This is a genomic window from Lentzea alba, assembly GCF_011067745.1.
GTDB lineage: Bacteria > Actinomycetota > Actinomycetes > Mycobacteriales > Pseudonocardiaceae > Lentzea > Lentzea alba.
On record NZ_JAAMPJ010000012.1, the window covers coordinates 52,016 to 71,569 of the forward strand.

Below are 19,554 nucleotides of genomic sequence, written 5' to 3' on the forward strand. Positions count from 1 at the left end.
TAAAAGCCGGGCTGATAGAGCGCCCGGCCGATCCGAACACGGTAGCACCTCACACCCAAAGTCAAGCCCCAATCGCGCGGTGGTCGCTTTATGACCGCTTCCCGGCGTGGCATCAGACCTTTGACGGCTCGGCTTCGCCTTCGCCCCACCGAGGCCGGTGGGGCGATCAGGCGGCGGTATGGAGAAGATTTCTCCGGGGTTTGCGGTTTTCGTCGAGCCAGCGGGGAGGGTAGAACGTGGGGATGCCGTGCTCCATTGTCACGTCCCATTCACTTTGGTGGATGAGCGTGTGATGCGAGCGGCACAGTAGGACGGCGTTGTCGACGGACGTGTCGCCGCCGTCCGACCAGTGGCGCACGTGGTGGCCGTCGCATTGTCTGGGTGGTCTGCCGCACGCGGGAAAAGCGCAGCCTCCATCTCTGGCGACGAGGGTCCGGCGGATTCCGGCGGTGAAGGTACGAGTCTTGCGGCCGATGTCCATCGGCTGGGACTGGGCGCCCAGCAGCAGCGGGATGATGCCCGCACTGCACGCCAGTTGGCGGACCTGGTCGGCCGGGATGCGCTCGCCGTTGTCCAGCGTGGCCTGACCGACCTGATTGGCGAGGTCGTCGTAGCGCATGGTCACGGTGAGGGTGACCGGTTCGCCGCCGTGTTCGGGCAGCTGGTCGGCACGCAGCATCAGATCGACCAGCTCGGCCAGCGCGTCACCTTCACGTTCGGCCCGTGGCCGCAGGTCGGGGCCGTCCTCGGCGGTCTCCGGGCGTGGCTTGGCCAGTGGGTCCAGCAGCGCCTGGTACTTGGCGCCAGTCACCGTGTCCAGCAGGGCCTTGATCTCCAGCTGGCCGTTCTTCCAGCTCATCACATGCTGGTTGACCTGCGGCGCGGGCGCGGGATCACGCGGCTCGGGGTCGTTCTGGTAGAGCCGGTAGGCCAGGTCCTTGCCGAACTTGCGCACCGCATTGGGCTCGTGCTCGCGAGCGAAGCCCACCACGGACTCTTCGGCTTCGGCGGGCAGGGCCTTCATCACCTCGGCGACCACTGTGACGTGCTCGACCGACAACGCACCCTCGGCCACGGCCTCGGCGGTCACGGGTAGTTCGGGGGCGAGTTCGCTGCCAGTCGGGGTGATCTCACTGCTCAAAAGCCCGGCATTCGCGACCCATTTCTTGGCCGTCGTAAGATCCCAGCGGACCGCGTGCCGCAACACCTGCGGCAAATTCTTGTACCCGAGCTCGCCCGCGGCCCCACGCCGATCCAACTCGGCAATCATCTGCAAGACAGCATTCTCACGAACCCGAATCTCCACCACCTCATCAACGAGACTGCGCAGCAGCTCGTCGGTGGGGAGGAGTCGGGTTTCGATCACGTGTTCTACTTTACCGCAAGATCACGACGGGATAACGCCTAAAGGCGACCACGATAGAGTGAACCGCTGACCAAGCGGTGATAAGGCGACCATCGCGCGATTGGGGCTTGACTTTGGGTGCGAGGTGCTACCGTGTTCGGATCGGCCGGGCGCTCTATCAGCCCGGCTTTTACAGGCCGATAAGCACCTCGCAAGGGCCCCGAAGTCAAGCCCCAATCGCAATCGTCGCGAAGCGGCGATGAAATGACCCGGCCCGCGAGATCCGTTCGGTGCGCCCAGATCAGCACCGCGGCGGGGCCTGGCTTGGTCACCGCGTCGCACAACGCCTCGGCCGGCGCTCGCGCGCCGAGGTTGTGTCAAAGACAGTCCTGTTCGGACAGTGCGGCGCCGAGTGCTTCCAGTCGGCACGTGTTCGTCCAGTTCCGCCAGACACGGCACGAGCACCGACTCCAACGCGGGCACGACGCCGTGAGCGGCGATGAGCTTCGTCGGCGCTGATCGGTGCGGGTGGACGGTCCCAGGTCGTAGCGCTGGTCCCACGTCTTCGGTGTGGTGGGGGCGTTGTCGAGCATTCCCGCTACCGCGCGCGGTGGGTGGGTCGCGGTTTGCGGGCGCGTTCCGCGAGCATCGCTCTCAACTCGCTTTCCCCGAGTCCACCCCAGATGCCGAAGGTTTCGTGCACCTCCAGCGCGTGTGATCGACATTTCTGCATGACCGGGCAACGTTGGCAGATGGCCTTCGCCGTGGCCTCGCGCTGGTCGCGGGCGGCGCCGCGTTCGTTGGGCTGGTGGAAGAAGTAGGTGCTGTCCATGCCGCGGCACAGGCCGGCGAGCTGCCAGTCCCACGACTCCGCGACCGGCTGAGGCAGACGGGACAGTTCAGGCATGACGCACGTCCTCTGTTGGGTCGACCTCGATGACATCTGCCATCGTAAAATCGACTCAGAATCGGTGCAACTTGAGCCGGGTCAGTCGGGGAACCGGCCCGTCCGGCGCAGTGCGTACCGGCGTTCGGCGTAGGCGAGGTCGTCGCGCCACAACCGGGCCGCCGCCCAGCGCATGACCGGGCGCAACGCGCCGGCAGCAGGCCTGGCCAGCGCGAAACCGCGTCGGTCCGAGTGCGCGATGGTCGCCTCCACCACGGCGGTGCGGCCGTCGCGGATCGGGGTCGCGTGCGTTTCGACGACGCTGCCCGCACCTTCGCCCTCGACGATGTGCATCACGACGGTGCGCGGTTCCGGGCAGGTGAACGCGGCGACGACCGGCACGCCGACGCGGCCGGCCAGCCGGAAGGTGACCTCGACCAGGAAGCGGTCCTCGGCCTCGGTCGGGGTCTCCAGCACGTGCAGGTTGGCGAACGAGTACGGGTGGAACCAGGCGCCGTGCCAGGGATCGAGCCGGTTGGCGACCACGTCCTCCGGGTCGCAGCGGCCGGCCAGCGTGGCGACGGCGTCGATCGAACCCGCCGGCGGCCGCTCCGGCAGCACCGGAGCGGGCAGCGGCTCCTCGCCCCCGGCGCGGTCCAGCCGGACCCACACCAGCACGCCGTCGTCGTGTGCGGGGTAGGGCGTCCACGCGCCGAAGCGGGTGCCGTCGAGCGCGAGGCCGTGCCAGCGGCAGATCAGCTTTCCTTCGGCCACGGCACCGTCGCACAGCGGAGCGCCCAGATGCGGGCACGCGCCGGAACCCGCCATGAGCGCGTTGTGCGGCCCGCGCCAGAGCACGATCTCCTGTCCGGCGATGGTGCGGCCGCACGGTTTGCCGCGCACGACGTCCCTGCTGGCCCCGGCGACGAACCAGTTGCCGGACGGGCGCGCGATGGCCCGTTTGAGCGCGGCCTCGATCAGCGCCGGCTTCGCGTCCTGCCAGGTCGGGCGCTGATCGCGCCACGGCGGGCTCGAGTAGACCCGCAGTGGAATGCGGTCGCGCATGGAAGTCCTCTCGTCAGGCGGCACGGGCGAACACCGCCCTGGCCAGGGCGGGCAGGGCGACGGCGAGGCGCCTGCCGTTGGACACGGCGACGCGGCGCGACAGCACGTCGCAGTCCGCGTCCTCGACGAGGTCGAGAATGCGTCCGTAGAGCCGATAGGCGGTGAGCACGCACGGCCGTGAGCGCGGCGCGAGCATCCCGATGCCCGGCCACGCCCGCGCGTAGACCTCGCGCGCTCGCCGCACCTGGTCGCGCAGCGCGGCCCGGACCTGCTGGTCCGCCCGGCCTGTGGCGCGCGCGTGCAGCAGCCGTTCGCGATCGACGCCGAACGCCGCGAGCTCGTCGGCGGGCAGGTAGACCCGGCCGCGGTCGAGGTCCTCTCCGACGTCGCGGATGAAATTGGTCAGCTGGAAGGCGACGCCGAGCGCGGCCGCGGCGGGTTCGGCGTCCGCGCGGGGCACGGTGGTCCCGAGCACCGGCAACACCTGCAGGCCGATCACCGCGGCGGATCCGTGCACATATCGTTCGAGATCGGCGAAAGCGGGGTAGTCGGTGACGGTGAGATCCATCCGCATGGACGCCATGAAGTCCTGGAAGTGCCGGACCGGGATGTCGTAGCGGTGCACGGTGTCGATCAACGCCGCCAGCACCGGGTCGTCGGTCGACCGGTCGGTCAGGGCGGCCCGCAGCCGCTCGTCGATCGCGCCGAGGGCCGCCGACTTCTCATCCGGTCCACTGTGGACGTCGTCGACGACGTCGTCCACCCACCGGGCGAACCCGTACAGCGCGTGGACGGCGGGACGTTGCTCCGGACTGAGCAATCTCGTTGCCAGGTAATAGGTACGTCCGTGCTGTGCGTTGAGCGCACGGCAACGCCGGTACGCGTCGCGCAGCGCCGGTGCGGTGACACCCGCGGCGTCCAGTTCGCGCTCAGCCGACATCAGCAGTCCCTTCAAGGAGAACGTGCTTCAACGCTAAGTCTGCGAGTTGCTCCCCGCACAACGGCGGCGCTCATCATGCAGACCCCCGGCCGCGCTGCTTAGCTCGGAACACCGAACTCCCACCGACTCCCGAGGGAACGCCGATGTCGCTGCTGACCAGCGTGGACACCTGCCCGTCGCGGGTGGACGACTTCCGCGTCCTCCTCGACGAGGCGCTGCACGACTTCCTGCGGGCCAGGGAGGACCTCGCGCCCGAGCTCGCCGGGGAACTCCGGCAGTTGATCCTGGCCGGTGGCAAGAGAATCCGGCCCACCTTCGCGTGGTGGGGATGGCGGGCCGCGGGTGGCCAGGCGCAGGCCGACGCCGTGGTGCGCGCATTGGTGGCGTTGGAAATGCTGCAGTGCTGCGCGTTGGTGCACGACGACGTGATGGACCGCTCGAAGACCAGACGGGGCAGGCCGTCGGTGCACGAGTCGTTCGCGGCCCGGCACCGCCACGAACGGTGGGCGGCCAGCGCCCGCCAGTACGGCGACTCGGCGGCGATCCTGGTCGGCGACCTCGCCCTGGCGTGGGCGGACGACGCGCTGGTGACCGCAGGTCTGCCCGCCGACGCGCTGGGCCGCGCCTGGCCGCCGTGGCAGGCCATGCGGACCGAGATGATCACCGGGCAGCACCTCGACCTGCTGGCCGTGGCCCGGCGCGAGGAATCCCTCGAACACGCCGTCCGGGTGGCCGCGTTGAAGACCGCCGCCTACACCGTCGAACGGCCGCTGCACCTCGGGGCCGCGCTGGCCGGTGCCGACGACGACGTCGTGCGGTGCCTGCGCGGGTACGGTCACGACATCGGGGTGGCCTTCCAGCTGCGGGACGACCTGATCGGCGTGTTCGGCGACTCCTCGGTCACGGGCAAGCCAGTGGGGGAGGACCTGAGGGAGGGCAAGCGAACGCCGTTGATGGCGATCGCCCTCTCGCTCGCTCACGGCAAGCCCGCGGCCCAGAGGCTGTTACGACGATGCCTCGAGGGGTCGGCGATCGGCGAACGGACCGTTGACGACGTCCGCGCGTTGCTGGTGGAGCTCGGTGCCGTCGCGGCTGTGGAAAAGCACATCGGGGCACTGGCCAGCTCCGGCCTCGCGGCCCTGGACCGCGCGGTGATCGACGACGGCGCGCGCCACGAGCTGATGCGCCTCGCGAGCCGTGCCGTGGCGCGGACGACCTGAGCGAGGAGAGCGCAGTGGTGCACGTGGTGAAAGGACGCACGGACCGCGTGGTCGTGGTCGGTGCGGGTCTCGCGGGCCTGTCGGCGGCGCTACATCTGCGCGGCGCGGGCCACGAGGTGACCGTGCTCGAACGGCAGCCGCATCCGGGCGGGCTCGCCGGCCGTCTCGACCTGGCCGGCCATCGGATCGACACCGGCCCGACCGTGCTGACCATGCCGGAACTGCTGGACGAGGCCTTCGCGGCGGTGGGGCAGCGGCGCGAAGAGCACCTCGAACTGCTGCCGTTGCACCCCGCCTACCGCGCGACGTTCGCCGACGGCACCGCACTCGACGTGCACACCGACGCGGACCGCATGGAACAGGCGGTGCACGACTTCGCGGGCGGGCGAGAAGCCCAGGGATATCGCGATCTGCGGGCGTGGCTGACCAAGCTGTACGGGGCCGAACGCGACAGGTTCATCGGCGCGAGCTTCGACTCGCCGTTCGACCTGGTGGGACCGGAGCTGGTCACGCTCGCCCGGCTGGGCGGCTTCGGCTCACTAGCCCGTGCCGTGGGGAAGTTCCTGCACGACGAACGGCTGCGGCGCGTCTTCACCTTCCAGTCGCTCTACGCCGGCGTCGCACCGCGAGACGCCCTCGCTGCCTACGCCGTGATCGCCTACATGGACACCGTGGCCGGCGTGTGGTTCCCGCGCGGAGGCATGCGTGCCGTGCCACAGGCCCTGGCCGACGCGGCTTCCCGCGCCGGGGTGCGGTTCCACTACGGCGTGGAAGTAGAGGAGCTCGAACGCAGGGGACACCGGGTCGGCGCCGTGCGCACCGCCGACGACCGTTTCCCTTGTGACGCCGTCGTTCTCGCGACCGGACCGGCCCAGAGCACCCGGTTGCTGCACGGCGAGCCACGCCGGCTCAGGCCGTTGCGCTGGTCGCCGTCCGCGGTGGTGGTGCACCTGAGCGCCGCCCGCGTGGCCGACGACCTGGCACACCACACGATCTCCTTCGGCGAGAGCTGGGACGGCACGTTCGACGAGATCATCCGGCAGGGCAAGCTGATGAGCGATCCCTCGCTGTTGCTCACCACCCCGACGCTCACCGACCCCGGCCTCGCGCCGGAGGGCAGGCACCTGCAGTACCTGCTGGCCCCGTGCCCCAACCTGGACAGCGCCGCGATCCGCTGGGACGCGCTGGCACACCGGTACGCGGCGGAGCTCGTCGAGGAGATGTCCGCGCGCAAACTCCTCGTCGACCCCGAACCGCTCGCCGTGATCACGCCGGACGACTGGGCGCGCGACGGCCAGGCCGCGGGCACGCCGTTCTCCGCCGCCCACACCTTCGCCCAGACCGGTCCGTTCCGGCCGGGCAACCTGCCGTTCCGCGACGGCAACGTCGTGCTGGCCGGCAGCGGCACCACACCCGGTGTCGGCATCCCGCCGGTGCTCATCTCGGGCCGGCTCGCGGCGGGCAGGCTGCGGCGTCAGGGATGAAGCCCGGGGCCCGGCTCGGTGCTGGGCGCGATGGGGGTGGGGCTGAGCGCGGTGTCGTCCTCGCCCTCCTCCAGCAGCGTGGCCGCGGGCCCGACGACGCGAACGTCCGGCGTGCCGACCACGTCGAGGTCCTTGTCGTCGTAGTCGAAGCGGGCGAGCACGCTGCGCATGGCCTCGATCCGGGCGCGCTTCTTGTCGTTGCTCTTGACGACCGTCCACGGCGCGATCTCGGTGTCCGTGGCGCGCAGCATGGCGACCTTCGCCTCGGTGTAGTCGTCCCAGCGGTCCAGCGACTTGATGTCGTTGGGACTGAGCTTCCACTGCCGCACCGGGTCGATCTGCCGGATGACGAAGCGGGTCCGCTGTTCGTTGCGGGACACCGAGAACCACAGCTTCACCAGCAGCACCCCGTCGTCGACGAGCATCCGTTCGAAATCCGGTGCCTGCCGCATGAACAGCTCGTACTCGTCCTTCGTGCAGTACCCCATGACGTGTTCGACGACCGCGCGGTTGTACCAGGACCGGTCGAACAGCACGATCTCGCCCGCCGTGGGCAGCTCGCGGACGTAGCGCTGGAAGTACCACTCGCCCCGCTCGCGCTCGCTCGGCTTGCCGAGGGCGACGATCCGCGCGCCGCGGGGATCGAGGTGCTCGGTGAACCGTTTGATGGTGCCGCCCTTGCCGGCGGCGTCACGGCCCTCGAAGAGGATGACGAGACGTTGTCCGGTCTCGGTCACCCAGTACTGGAGTTTCAGCAGCTCGATCTGCAACCGCCGTTTGAGGCGTTCGTACTCGGGACGGGACATCCGTTCGGTGAACGGGTAGTTCTCCTGCCACGTGAGCACCTCGCGGCCGTTCGCGTCGCGCAGCACCGGTTCGTCGGCGTCCGGGAACTCGGCCGTGTACCCCTTGGTCAGGTCGGTCAGGTCGGTCACGAATTCGTACATACCCGGCGTAACGGCGGTGAAACCGTGGCCGGGTCTGCGGAGGTTTTGCACGGAGGAGCAAAGGCTTCTGCGCGGGTGGCTCGCACTGTTGACTGCCCGCCATGATCTCCAGAACCTTCAGCAGGATCGCTGGCCGGGTCGCGGCCACCGCCGTGGTAGCGCTCTCGGCCGCCCTGGTGACCGCGCCTCCGGCCAGTGCCGCCGTGTCGGACTTCATCTACTCGGCGCAGGACTACGGCTACGCCGGGGCGTCGTTCGACTGGACCGGGCGCAGCTCGATCGCGAACATCGACCTGATCGTGTCGGACTGGGGCTGCGACGCCAAGCCGGTCTACGCCTACTTCCTGTTCTACAACGGGTCGCTGCACCCCGACACGACGCCGACGCGCCGGTACGACCACTCCGGTTGCGACAAGGAGGACAACACGAAGTACAACGACCTGAAGTGGTCGATCAGCGGTGACTCGATCACCTATTTCGGTGTCGTCGTCTGCCGTGACGCGGCGAACGGTCCGTGCAAGGTGGGCGGGCTTTCCGGGCGCAATCCTTACGCGTAAAGCGCGACCGAGCGGTTCTGTCGACAACTCGTTGCACAATGCGCACATTCCGCGCGCGGGCTGGGGACATGACTCCTGCAGTGTCAGTGGTGCCGGACTTCGGCACCACTGATGAGGAGGGCAGACCGTGGCAGGTGGAGCTCCTGGCAGCAAAGGACTTCGGATTCCGTTCGTCGCCGCGCTCGTCCTCGTGACCGCTGCTTGCGCGTCAGCGCCTGATGGTGGCCCGGCCGGTGGAGGCCCGTCCGCGCCCACGCCGGTCCGCGTCGCTGGAGACGGCAGCATTCCGAAGAACGAGAGCATCTCGTTGAACGACAGCGGGCACGCCGCCATCGCGAACCTCGACCCGGCGTTGCTGGCGGCGGTGCGCGAGGCCGCGGTGGACGCCCAGGCCCGTGGCGTGGAGCTGAAGGTGACCTCCGGGTGGCGCAGCGCCGAGTACCAGCAGCGGCTGCTGGACGAGGCCATCGCCCTGTACCGCAGCGAGGCGGAAGCCCGGCGGTGGGTGCACCCGCCGGAGAAGTCGAAGCACGTGACGGGTCAGGCCATCGACATCGGCCCGACCGCCGCCGCCGACTGGCTCGTCCAGCACGGCGCGGACTACGGGCTGTGCCAGGCGTACGCCCACGAAATGTGGCACTTCGAGCTCCTGACGACCCGTGGTGGCCAGTGTCCCCAGCCGATCAGCGATCCGCCCGGCTGACCGGCGACGGTGCGCCGAACCAGCGGGCGAGGTGGTCGTTCAGGTCCTGCTGGTGTTCGCCGATCCAGGCGACGTGTCCGTCGGGACGCAGCAGAACGGCCGGAACGTCCAGTGCCGCGGTGGGATCCGCGATGACGTCGACCCGGTCCGACCAGCCTTCGGCGGTCAGCCGTTCGGTGCGGTCGAGCACCAGGCCGCGACCCCGGCGCAGCCGGTCGTAGAGGCTGCCCTGTAACAGGTCGACGTCGGGCAGGCGGCGGCCGAGCAGGTCGGGGCCGGGGCCGAAGTCGTAGCGGATCCCGATCGCGATGATCTTCTCGATGAGGTGCCGGTTCACCTCGTCGAAGTCCATGAGCTCGGTGAGCAGTCTGCGCACGGCCCGCGCGCCCGGTTCGGGGGAGTGCAGCGCCACCTGAGCGCGGGTGTTGTCCAGCACGGCTTCCGCGACCGGATGACGTTCGGCGTGGTAGCTGTCCAGCAACCCTTCCGGTGCCCAGCCGTGGATCTGCGCGGCCAGCTTCCAGCCGAGGTTCACCGCGTCCTGCACGCCCAGGTTCAGGCCCTGGCCACCGGCGGGCGGATGGATGTGCGCGGCGTCGCCGGCCAGCAGCACCCGGCCGACCCGATACTGCTCGGCCAGCCTGGTCGCGTCGCCGAACCGGGACAGCCAGCGCGGGGAGTGCACGCCGAAATCCGTTCCGGCGACGGCGCGCAGCTGCTGGCGGAAATCCTCGATGGTGGGCGGTTCCGCGCGGTCCTCGCTGACTCCCGCGACGGAGACCACGACGCGATAGATCCCCTCGCCGAAGGGGCTGAGACTGAACACCTTGTCGGTCTCGTGGACTTCGGCCACCCTGGCGGCGATCTCCTCCTGGGACGCGGTCGCCGCCATCTCGCCCATCAGCGTGTCGTTGCGCGAGGGCTCGCCGGGAAAGCCGACGCCGAGCGCTTTGCGCACGGTGCTGCGCGCGCCGTCACAGCCGACGAGGTAACGCGTTCGGAGTCGCTCTCCGTCGGCCAGTTCGACGGTGACGCCCTCGTCGTCCTGCTCGAAACCGGCCACCGCACAACCGCGCCGGACCTGTGCGCCCAGTTCGATCGCATGGGCTTCGAGCAGCCGATCGGCGACCGGCTGCGGGATGCCCAGCAGGTAAGCGGAATCCAGGCCTTCGGGCGCGGGCTTGGGGATGGCGGCGAAGACACCGCCGACCGGACGCTGCCTGCCGCGTTCCAGGAAACGGTCCAGCAGTCCGCGCATCGCCATGATCTCCAGGCTGCGCATGTGCAGGCTCACCACGCGGACGAACGACGACACGTGCTCGGTTTCCTTCTCCAGCACGAGAACGCGCACGTCGTGCAGCCGGAGTTCGGCGGCCAGCATCGTGCCGGTCGGCCCGCCTCCGGCAATGATCACATCGAACATGAACCACCCGTTCGTCTTTCCGATCAGCCGATGCCGGCGGCCGATTGTGGGGTCGTCCAGGTGATGCCGCAAGCGATATGCGCGGGCTAACGTACGCGCTGTGAGGGGATCAGGTGGTGAGGTCCGGATCCTCGGGCCGGTCGAGGTGTGCGGCCCGCACGGGCGCGCGGTGTTGAGCGGTGCCCGGCAGCGCAGCATCGTCGCGGTGCTCGCCCTGCGCGCCGGCACACCGGTCCCGGTCGACCGTCTCGTGGACGTGCTGTGGGGCGATGATCCACCGCGCACGGCCGTGCGGTCGTTGCACAGCCATGTCGCGCGGCTGCGGCAAGTGCTCGCCGACTGCGGCATGCCCGGCGCGCTCCTGACCAAGCCGGGCGGCTACCAGCTCGACGCGTCCGTCGACGCGGAGACGTTCGACCGCACCAGGGACCTCGGCCTGTGGCGGGGTGAGCCGCTGGCCGGCACGGAGCTGTTCGGGTGGGGCCGGGCGGAGATCGACCGGTTGCGGGAACAGCGGATCGCGGCGCTGGAGGCGTACTGGGCCGACCGGCTCGACCAGCAGAACGCGATCGAGGAACTGGAACGGCTGGTGGTCGCCCACCCGACCAGAGAACGGCTCGTCGGCCTGCTGATGCGGGCGTTGCACCTCGACGGGAGGCACGCCGACGCGCTCGAGGTGTTCCGACGGCTCAGACACCGGCTCGCCGACGAGCTCGGCGTCGACCCCGGCCCGGACCTCACCGCACTGCACACCGCCATCCTGCGCCGCGATCCCGTGCTGCACAGCGCGAAACCCGCCCAGCTGCCCGCTCGCGCCGGTCACTTCACCGGTCGCACCGCCGAGTTCGCCGCGCTCGCCGGACTGCCGCCGATCGTCGTGGTCTCCGGTGTCGCGGGCGTCGGCAAGACCACGTTCGCGGTCGAGTGGGCGCACCGCGTCGCCCATCTCTTCCCGGACGGGCAGGTGTTCCTGGACCTGCAACGGCTCACGCCGGCCCAGGCGCTGACCGAGATGCTGCACGGCCTCGGCATCCCCACCGACCGGGTGCCCGCCGATCCGGCCGCGCTGTACCGGACGTTGTTGCACGGCAAGAGAGTGCTCATCGTTCTGGACGACGTCCGCCGTGCGCGGGACGTCCTGCCGCTGGTGCCCGGCGACCAGGGAAACCTGCTGCTGATCACGAGCCGGGACACGCTGTCCGCACTCGGCACCCGCCACGCCGTGCACACCGTGAGCCTCGGCCTGTTGAGCGAGCCGGAAGCCCACGCACTGCTGACCGACATCCTCGGCGAGCCGAGGGTGAGCGCCGAGTCCGGGGCGACCTCCGAACTTGCGGTCCACTGTGGACGATTGCCGCTCGCGTTGCGCATCGCGGCCGCGCGGCTCGCGATCCGGCCCGGCAGGCGGATCGCCGACCTCGTGCGCGAACTGACCCGCAACGACCCGTTGGACGTGCTGACGGTCGACGGGGACGACCGCACGGTCCGGACCGTGTTCGCCAGCGCGCACCGCACGCTCAGTCCACAGGCGGCGCGGCTGTTCCGGGTGCTCGGCGAACATCCCGGCGCGAGCTTCTCCGCCGACCTCGCCGACGCGCTGGGGCCTGGGCTGGACGAGCTCGTCGCGTCGCACCTCGTCAGCGAGATGGGCAACGGCCGGTACGCGCTGCACGACCTGATCCGGCTGTTCGCCCGGCAGAGCGGCGACATCGGCGACGGCGTGGAACGACTGCTCGACCGGTATCTCACGATCGTCCACGCGGCCAACGAAGTTCTCAACCCGCGCCACGATCTCGTCACCCGGCCGCGGTGCGACGACCTCCCGTTCATCGCGGACCGCGTGGAGGTGTTGGCCTACCTCGACGCCGAAAGCGAGAACCTGCTGCACGTGATCCGGCTGGCGGCCCGTTCGGGCCTGCACCGCGAGACCTGGCAGCTGGCGTACCTGCTGACGAGCTACTTCGAGGCACGCGGCAACTGGGCGGCGCGCGTCGAGCAGTGCGAGCACGCCGTCCGGGCCGCCCACGCGCTCGGCGACCAGCGAGCCGAGGCCGAGATGTTGCGAGGACTGGGCATCGCCCTGCAGATGACCTCGCGCACCGCCGAAGCCATGGTGGTGCAACGACAAGCGCTCGTCCTGGTGCGCGAAGCGGGCGACCTGCGCGGGGAAGCCCGGCTGCACAACAACATGGCCAACGCGCACTCCGAGCTGCGCCAGTTCGACCTCGCACTGGAGTCCTACCGCGCGGCGATGGAGGTGCACCGGGCCGCGGGCGACGACGTGGGCGTGGCGCTGGCTCGCCGCAATCTCGGCTACACCTACGTCCGGATGGGCCGCCCGGAACTGGCGGTCTCACCGCTGTTCGCGGCACTGGAAACGTTCCGCGCCAAGCAGAACGCAAGGCTGGAGGCGGCGACGCTGATGTCGCTGGGCAACGCCTTCCACCAGCTCGCCGATCTCGAACCGGCACTGCGCTGGTTCGGCGACGTGCTGCGGATCAGCCGCGAGGTCACCGACCACCGCTTCGAGGCCGACGCGCTGACCGGCCTCGGCATCACCCAGCTGGCGCTCGGAGATCCAGCCGTGGCAAGGGAATGTCTTGCCAAAGCACTCGAGGTGTGCCGCATGCTGGGCGACCGCCATCGCGAGGCCGAGACCCTGCGCCACCTCGCCGAGGCTGAGCTCGCACTCGGTGACCTCGCCGCCGCCCGTGACCATCTCGCCGCCGCGCTGACGACCCGGGCCCAGGCGCCGGACGAGTTCGAGCAGGCCCAGGTCCACCGCACGTTCGCCGACCTGGAGGGCCGGTGCGGGCGGTGGACCGAGGCTGCCCGGCACTGGGCTCAGGCGGTCACGTTGTTCAGCTCCTGCCGGCGATCGTGAACACGGCCACCGCCTTGCCGACCTGACCCGGCTTCACCGCGGTGATCTGCAGAGCGAACTGCTTCTTCTGGTCCGTCACCCGCAGCACGGTGTACGGCACCCCGGCGTGGCTCTGGCCTGCCTTGATCATGACCGTTCCGCTCTGCGGAGCCCGGTAGTCCTCACCCTGCTTCGCGGTGCCGTCGACGAACCTGTACGACACCTCGACGTTCTGCTTCGCCTCGCAGTCGCGCAGTTTCACCAGCGCGGTGTAGGGCCCCGTCGACTCGTGCACCGGCCCGTCGATCGCGTCCACGACGATCGGGCAGTCCGGCAGGGCGTAGTCCGTTGCCCCGTGTGCGGGCACGATTCCCAGCAACAGCAGTAACAACACCATGATCGTCTTCATCGACAACCCCTTCGGTGGGTCCGGCTCCGTTCAACGGAGACGGACCCACCGAAGTTGATACTCACTCCTTTTCGTTGACGAGGTACTGCGCCCCACCGAGATCCACGCCCTGAACGTCGACCTGGCGCACGTGCAGCTCGGCGGTACCCGCTTCCTCGCCGGTCTCGAACGTCAGCGCGGTCTGGACGCGTTCCTCGGCCTTGAGCGTCAGCCCGTCGATGCGGGCGAACTTGGGTTCGACGATCTGGACCTGCGTCTCACCCACCTGCTTCACCCCGACGCCCCTCTGGCCGGAGGCCTTCCACCGCTCCGCGAGCTCACGTCCGAGGTCGATCGTCACCTTGCCGGCGAACGGCAGGGGCTGCTCGAAGATCAGGCTCTGCCTGGCCTCGACGCGATCTGGATTGCCCATCGTGTAGGGCACGGTGACGCGGTCGAACGGGCGGATCCGGATGGAGTCGACGTTGCGCCACGCGATGTTGTTGTTCCGCTGCGCGTTGAGCTGGGTGTTGGCGACCTCGCCGAACGTCATCGGATCCGCGCCCGACACCCATCTGGCGAGCAGGCAGAAGTGCCCGGGGCCGGGGACGTTCCAGCCAGGCCAGGTGATCATGACGGTGGTGCCGAACGTCGGCACGCTCGCGCCCGCCGCACCGATGAACGTCCAACCGCCCGGCCACGCCGTGCCGCCGCCGATGTTGCTGTGGTACAGGTAGAGGGCGCCGTCCACGTTGCCGATGGCGCCCGCCTTGCGTCTCAGCGTGACGAAGACGTAGTTGTTCGCTCCGACAACCGGGTTCTGCGACACAGCGCAGAACACCGCCGTGTGGCACACCCTGATGTCAGGGCTGTAGTAGATGCTGCCGGTGCTGGGCTCGTTGCCGACGTCGCTCACGTTGTCGCGCACGAAGACGTCGCGGTAGTACGGCGTGGCACTCGCGGCCGGCGCGACGAGCGCGGCGATCGCCAGCAACGCGGCCAGCATCGTCGCCAGTTTGGCTTTCACCATGTCCTCCTCGGTTGTGGTCTGCCGACCGAAGAAGTACCGGCGTGCCGTTGTGGCGAGGTTGTCGTGCTGTTGCAGGACGTCAGCGCGGCAGCGCCCAGCCGCCGTCATTCTCGTCGTCGGTGCCGAGCAGGACGTCACCGCCGCGCACCAGGGTCACCGCCTCGATCTTGTGCCCGCCGAACGTGCCGAGCAGGTGCGGCCGGCGGGCCAGGTCGACGCCGACGGTGTCCTTGCGCGGCGCCAACCGGCCGATCTCTCGCAGCGTCGAGGAGAACGGGCCGTCGTCGCCGGGATCGACCGCGCCGGACACGAGCAGCGAACCGGTCGGCGTGATCGCGATGTCGGACGCGTGCCGGACGGTCTCCTCGTGCGCGCCGGAGTCGTACTTGATCGTGCTGACCGGGCCGAACTCGTGGTCCTGCAACGAGAAGTACGCCGAGTAGAGCGTGGTCGGCCGGATGCCCGCACCGCGATCGGCCCACACCGCGGCGAGCCGGGAGCCGACGGCCTTCAGCACGAAGCTCTCCACGTTGTCCCGCGGATCGTGCGAAGGCAGGTCGAACGGGGCGAGGACGGTGACGACGTCGCCCCGCACCCGCACGTGGAAGGCACGGCTGCCGCTGGTCACCGCGACGTACTCGCCCGGCCGGTTCGGCACGCGGGTGACCGCTTCCAGGTCGACCGGGATCTCGCCCTGCCACGTCATCGGTCGCACCGCCGTGACGCGGTAGTCGTCGAGGACGATCCTGCGGACGCGTTCCTGCCCCGGCTTCTTGTTGTCGATCACCGAGAGCGCCTCGACGTGGTCACCGCGGGAGGTGAGCACGGCGAGGCCGCTGACGCCTTCGGTGATGCCGGTGCCGACGCGTTGCCACTGGTCCGCGTGGGCGGAGGCGGGGGCAGGGACGACGACCGCTGTGACGGCGAGCAGGGTCGTGGCCAGGGAAGATCGGGTGAACATCTGCCCAACCTGGCACAGGACCGGACCGCGGCCAACGTGGTGAGCGTCCCTTTGCCCAACGGTCAGGCTCAGCCGTGGCACGCGCCGAAGGAGATGTTGACCTGCGTCGAGGTGATGCTGCGGCCCCGTTCCGACGCGACGAACGCGGCAACCGCGCCCACATCGGCCATCGTGGCGGCGCGCTTGAGCGGTGACGCGTCGATGATGCTCTGCTTGGCCCCCTCCATCTCGGGGACGTCCGGGAAGGTGTCGACGATGCCGCCGGTCAGCAACGTCACAGTGCGCACGCCGTGCGGTGCCAGCTCCGCCGCCCACTGCCTGCGCAACGACTCGACGGCGTCGAAGCCGACCTGCACGTTGCCCATGCCCGGGCTGGCGTTCGAGGGGTCCGAGCCGCCGAAGAACAGCAGCACCCCGGACTCCTGCTTCGCCATGTGCCGGGCCGCGGCCTTCGTGGTGATCAGCTGGGTGGTCAGGGCCTTGCCGATGGCCGCGACGAAGTCGGGCGTGGAGATGTCGGACAGCGGCTGGAAGATCCCCTCCAGGGTGATGAGGTTGATCGAGATGTCCACGCTGCCGGTCTTCTCCACGACGGAGTCGACGTGGTCGTTCACCGCGGCGGCGTCCATCGCGTCGACCACCGCCGTCTCGACCTGGCCGCCGGCGGCGCGGATCCGGTCCGCGACCGTCTCCAGTTTCGCGGGGGTCCGGCCGGCCAGGAACACCCGCGCCCCCTCGGCGGCGAAGGCGTCGGCGATCGCGCCGCCGATCGAGCCGCCGCCCCCGTAGATCACCGCGGTCTTGTTCTCCAGCAACATGTTCTGCTCCTCTCGTTGCCGGAGAAGCTATGGCCTGGGCGGCCCGGTCCACATCGGTCACGTGACTGGCGTGCGACCGGTCGGCGGGGCCCGCGACTAAGTCATCCGAGCCCCAGCTGCGCCAGTTCGATCCGCCGGGTGACGCCCAGCTTCGGGTAGGCGCGGTACAGGTGGTGGCCGATCGTGCGGGGGCTGAGGAACAACTGCGCGCCGATCTCCTTGTTGCTCAGGCCCGCCGCCGCCAGCCGGACGACCTGAACTTCCTGCGGTGTCAGGTTCTTCAGCGCGTCGTCGGCAGCCGGTTCGAGCGACGGCCGTTCACCGAGCGCGGTGAGCTCGCTCGTCGCGCGCGCTTCCCAGGTCGAGGCGCCCAGCCTGGTGAACCCGGCCAGCGCGGCGGCGAGTTCGGCACGCGCCTCGCCGCGACGGCGTTTGCGGCGCAACCACTCGCCGTACAGCAACCGCGTTCTGGCCTGGTCGAACCGGCCGGTGGGCAGGTCGAGCGCGGTCCGATAGTGCTCCTCCGAGTCCTCGATCATCGCCCGGCAACGGTGCGCCAACGCCGTCGCGACCGGACTGTCCACGTGCGCGGCCCACCGTTCGAACGCGGTGAGCTGATCGGCGACGAGGCCGGGGCGGCCGTCCCGGACCGCGGCCTCCACCAGGTCCGGGACCGCGCGGACGAGGAAGTCGTACCTGGCCGGTCCGGTGCACACGGCGTGCAGCGCGTCGAACGCCGCCCCGTACCGTCCGGCGGCGAGGTCGAGCAGGCCGAGGCCCCAGGACGTCAGCGCGATGCCGACGGCGTGCCGTCCGTCGAGGACCGGCCGTGCCTCGGCGGCCAACGTCCGGCAGCGCGGTTCGTCGCCCGTCACCGCGGTCAGCCACACCGAGATCGCCCGCAGGACCGCGACCTCCATGTCCATCCCGAACTCGGTGCTGAGGGCCAGCGCCTCGGCCAGCGAGGTCTGCGCCGCGAGGAAGTCGCCGCCCAGAGACTGGGCCAGCGCGAGCACCTCCTGCGCGTAGGGGATCCAGGTCAACGCTCCGCTGGCGCGCACCTCCGCCAGCAGCATCTCCATCACCGCGACGGTCGCCTGGTCCTCGGCCAGCATCAAACCGCTGAACCCGGCCACGATCCGGTGCATGACGTCCTCGTCCGGCCCGCGGCCGATCTCGACCATGGCGCGCAGCGGTCCGGCGGCGTGCTCCGGCCGGCCGCTCAGCAAGTGCCCCCAGCAGATCTGCGCATCAGCGGACGCGCGGGGTCTGGAACTCCGCGGCAGCCGCAACTCGGCCAGCAATCGCGCGCCCTCGGCGATCAGGGGGAGCGCGCCCGCGTCCCGCCCGGCGCACATCATCTCGGTCAGCATGACGACGGCTCGTTCGGGATCGCTGTCCATGATCAGCCGCGCCGCCTCGCACGCGAGCGTGGCGTCCGCTTCGGGCGACGTCCGCTCGTACTCGATCTGGCCGCGCAGCAACGTCGCGTCCGCGATGGTCCGCGGATCGGAGGTGAGGGACGTGACCTCCACGGCCAGGCGTGCCGCGCGGTCGGGCTTGCCCGCGTCGTAGGCGGCGAGGGCGGCCTTGGCGATGCGCCGCGCCTTGAGTTCGGGATCCACGCTCAACCGCCCGGCGCGGTCGTACGCGGCGGACACGGCCATGGCCCCGCCGCGGCGTTCCGCCCGCAGCGCGGTCCGTTCGAGCTCGGCGGCCACCGCCTCGTCCGGCTCGGTGGTGGCGGTCGCGAGGTGCCAGGCCCGCCGGTCGAGCACGTCCGGGGTGACGAGCGCCTCGGCGAACGCCCGGTGCACCGCGATCCGCTGGTAGTGGGTGGCGCACTGGTAGGCGGCGGCTCGCACCAATGGGTGCCGGAACGTCAGCTCCCCGTCCGTCACGCTGATCAGGCCGGCGCGTTCGGCCGCGTCCAGGTCGGAGGTGTCCGCCCCGACCGCACGCGCGACGCGCAGCACCGTGTCCATCCCGGCGAACCGGTCGGCCGCGGCGACCAGCAGGATCGCCTGGCACGCCTCGGGTAGACCGACGATCTGCTCGCGGAACGTCTCCTGCACCCGTCGCGTGACCGGTAGCGGACCGACCTGGTGCGCGGGCTCGGCCCGGCCCTCCCGTTGCGCCGCGAGCCGTGCCGCACCGAGTTCGAGCAGCGCGAGCGGGTTCCCGTCGGCCTCCTCCAGCACCCGCGCCCGCATCGGCGCCGTCAACCCGGGACTGTGATGGTCGAGCAACCGGGCCGCCGCGCCGGGTGCGAGGCCCGGCAGCCGCAACTCCTCGATGCCGGGCGTGTGGAACGGCACCGCGGTGTCGCGCACCGCGAACAGCATCGCGACAGGGTCGGCCTGAAACCGCCGGGCGGCGAACAGCAAAGCGTCCGACGAGCCTCGATCCAGCCACTGCGCGTCGTCGACCACGCACAACAACGGCTGCTCCGCCGCGAGTTCGGCCAGCAACGTCAACGTCGCCGCGCCGATCAGGAACGGAGTGGTCGCGGTGTCGCTGCTCAGCCCGAACGCGCCCCGCAACGCGGCCGCCTGCGGTCCGGGCAGCAGGTCGAGCCGGTCCAGGTACGGGTACAGCAGCAGGTGCAGCGCGCCGAACGCCAGCTCGGCCTCGGACTCGATGCCGACACCGCGCAACACCCGCATGCCGTGAGCCGTGGCCACCGCGTGGTCGAGCAGCGCCGACTTGCCCATCCCCGCCTCGCCACGGACGACCAGCGCCGCGCTGCGACCGGACGACGCCTGCCCCAGTGATCGCTCGACGTGGTCCCGTTCCGCATCCCGGCCGACCAACATGGCGTCGAGCCTAGTTGCCGGTCGCGCGCCACCAGACCACAACTCGAACTAGCGCCGTTCACCCACACACACCCCGCCAGCCTCATTTTTCGACACGCGGGGACCCTA

Annotated in this window: 16 protein-coding genes; 5 read left to right on the top strand and 11 right to left on the bottom strand. The window is 70.2% G+C overall.

Features of this window, described 5'->3' with window-relative positions; translation table 11 throughout:
* Nucleotides 1–166 precede the first annotated feature (166 nt).
* From G7043_RS35190 to G7043_RS35205, 4 genes are all read right to left on the bottom strand, one after another.
* Nucleotides 167–1,366: an HNH endonuclease signature motif containing protein gene (locus G7043_RS35190; protein ID WP_166052987.1), complete on the bottom strand. Its 1,200-nt coding sequence runs from the start codon at nucleotides 1,364–1,366 to the stop codon at nucleotides 167–169.
* A 577-nt stretch (nucleotides 1,367–1,943) separates the two neighbouring features.
* Nucleotides 1,944–2,252 (bottom strand): WhiB family transcriptional regulator, encoded by a 309-nt coding sequence (locus G7043_RS35195; protein ID WP_166052988.1) that lies wholly within the window; start codon nucleotides 2,250–2,252, stop codon nucleotides 1,944–1,946.
* 81 nt (nucleotides 2,253–2,333) lie between these two features.
* Complete coding sequence (locus G7043_RS35200) at nucleotides 2,334–3,296, bottom strand: DUF5914 domain-containing protein (RefSeq protein WP_166052989.1); 963 nt, start codon at nucleotides 3,294–3,296, stop codon at nucleotides 2,334–2,336.
* A 13-nt stretch (nucleotides 3,297–3,309) separates the two neighbouring features.
* Entirely contained in the window at nucleotides 3,310–4,236 is a 927-nt protein-coding gene (locus G7043_RS35205) for a phytoene/squalene synthase family protein (protein ID WP_166052990.1), read from the bottom strand.
* Between the two features lie 143 nt (nucleotides 4,237–4,379).
* Between G7043_RS35205 and G7043_RS35210 the strand changes: the two genes are divergently transcribed.
* Together G7043_RS35210 and crtI are read left to right on the top strand one after the other, a co-directional pair.
* A complete protein-coding gene (locus G7043_RS35210) occupies nucleotides 4,380–5,456 on the top strand; it encodes a polyprenyl synthetase family protein (protein ID WP_166052991.1) in 1,077 nt (358 codons plus the stop codon).
* A 17-nt stretch (nucleotides 5,457–5,473) separates the two neighbouring features.
* Nucleotides 5,474–6,940, top strand: a complete 1,467-nt coding sequence (gene crtI / locus G7043_RS35215; protein ID WP_313888245.1) for a phytoene desaturase family protein — start codon at nucleotides 5,474–5,476, stop codon at nucleotides 6,938–6,940.
* Here crtI and ppk2 read toward each other — a convergent pair.
* Complete coding sequence (gene ppk2 / locus G7043_RS35220; RefSeq protein WP_313888224.1) at nucleotides 6,931–7,875, bottom strand: polyphosphate kinase 2; 945 nt, start codon at nucleotides 7,873–7,875, stop codon at nucleotides 6,931–6,933. The genes crtI and ppk2 overlap by 10 nt on opposite strands.
* Nucleotides 7,876–7,988: 113 nt before the next feature.
* Between ppk2 and G7043_RS35225 the strand changes: the two genes are divergently transcribed.
* Complete coding sequence (locus G7043_RS35225) at nucleotides 7,989–8,444, top strand: hypothetical protein (RefSeq protein WP_166052994.1); 456 nt, start codon at nucleotides 7,989–7,991, stop codon at nucleotides 8,442–8,444.
* A gap of 127 nt (nucleotides 8,445–8,571) precedes the next feature.
* Entirely contained in the window at nucleotides 8,572–9,147 is a 576-nt protein-coding gene (locus G7043_RS35230; RefSeq protein ID WP_166052995.1) for a M15 family metallopeptidase, read from the top strand.
* Here the strand turns inward: G7043_RS35230 and rox are convergent.
* Nucleotides 9,128–10,570, bottom strand: coding sequence for a rifampin monooxygenase (gene rox / locus G7043_RS35235; RefSeq protein WP_166052996.1), 1,443 nt, complete (start codon nucleotides 10,568–10,570; stop codon nucleotides 9,128–9,130). The two genes, G7043_RS35230 and rox, sit on opposite strands and share 20 nt — an antisense overlap.
* A 100-nt stretch (nucleotides 10,571–10,670) precedes the next feature.
* Between rox and G7043_RS35240 the strand changes: the two genes are divergently transcribed.
* Entirely contained in the window at nucleotides 10,671–13,454 is a 2,784-nt protein-coding gene (locus tag G7043_RS35240; RefSeq protein ID WP_313888225.1) for an AfsR/SARP family transcriptional regulator, read from the top strand.
* Here the strand turns inward: G7043_RS35240 and G7043_RS35245 are convergent.
* From G7043_RS35245 to G7043_RS35265, 5 genes are all read right to left on the bottom strand, one after another.
* A complete protein-coding gene (locus G7043_RS35245; RefSeq protein WP_166052997.1) occupies nucleotides 13,432–13,842 on the bottom strand; it encodes a Calx-beta domain-containing protein in 411 nt (136 codons plus the stop codon). The two genes, G7043_RS35240 and G7043_RS35245, sit on opposite strands and share 23 nt — an antisense overlap.
* A gap of 61 nt (nucleotides 13,843–13,903) precedes the next feature.
* Nucleotides 13,904–14,848 carry a hypothetical protein gene (locus G7043_RS35250; protein ID WP_166052998.1) on the bottom strand — a complete coding sequence of 315 codons (945 nt, stop codon included), beginning with the start codon at nucleotides 14,846–14,848 and terminating at the stop codon, nucleotides 13,904–13,906.
* An 82-nt stretch (nucleotides 14,849–14,930) separates the two neighbouring features.
* Nucleotides 14,931–15,812: a hypothetical protein gene (locus G7043_RS35255; protein ID WP_166052999.1), complete on the bottom strand. Its 882-nt coding sequence runs from the start codon at nucleotides 15,810–15,812 to the stop codon at nucleotides 14,931–14,933.
* A gap of 68 nt (nucleotides 15,813–15,880) precedes the next feature.
* Nucleotides 15,881–16,630, bottom strand: a complete 750-nt coding sequence (locus G7043_RS35260; RefSeq protein WP_166053000.1) for an SDR family NAD(P)-dependent oxidoreductase — start codon at nucleotides 16,628–16,630, stop codon at nucleotides 15,881–15,883.
* A gap of 101 nt (nucleotides 16,631–16,731) precedes the next feature.
* Nucleotides 16,732–19,488 (bottom strand): ATP-binding protein, encoded by a 2,757-nt coding sequence (locus G7043_RS35265; protein ID WP_313888226.1) that lies wholly within the window; start codon nucleotides 19,486–19,488, stop codon nucleotides 16,732–16,734.
* Nucleotides 19,489–19,554 lie beyond the last annotated feature (66 nt).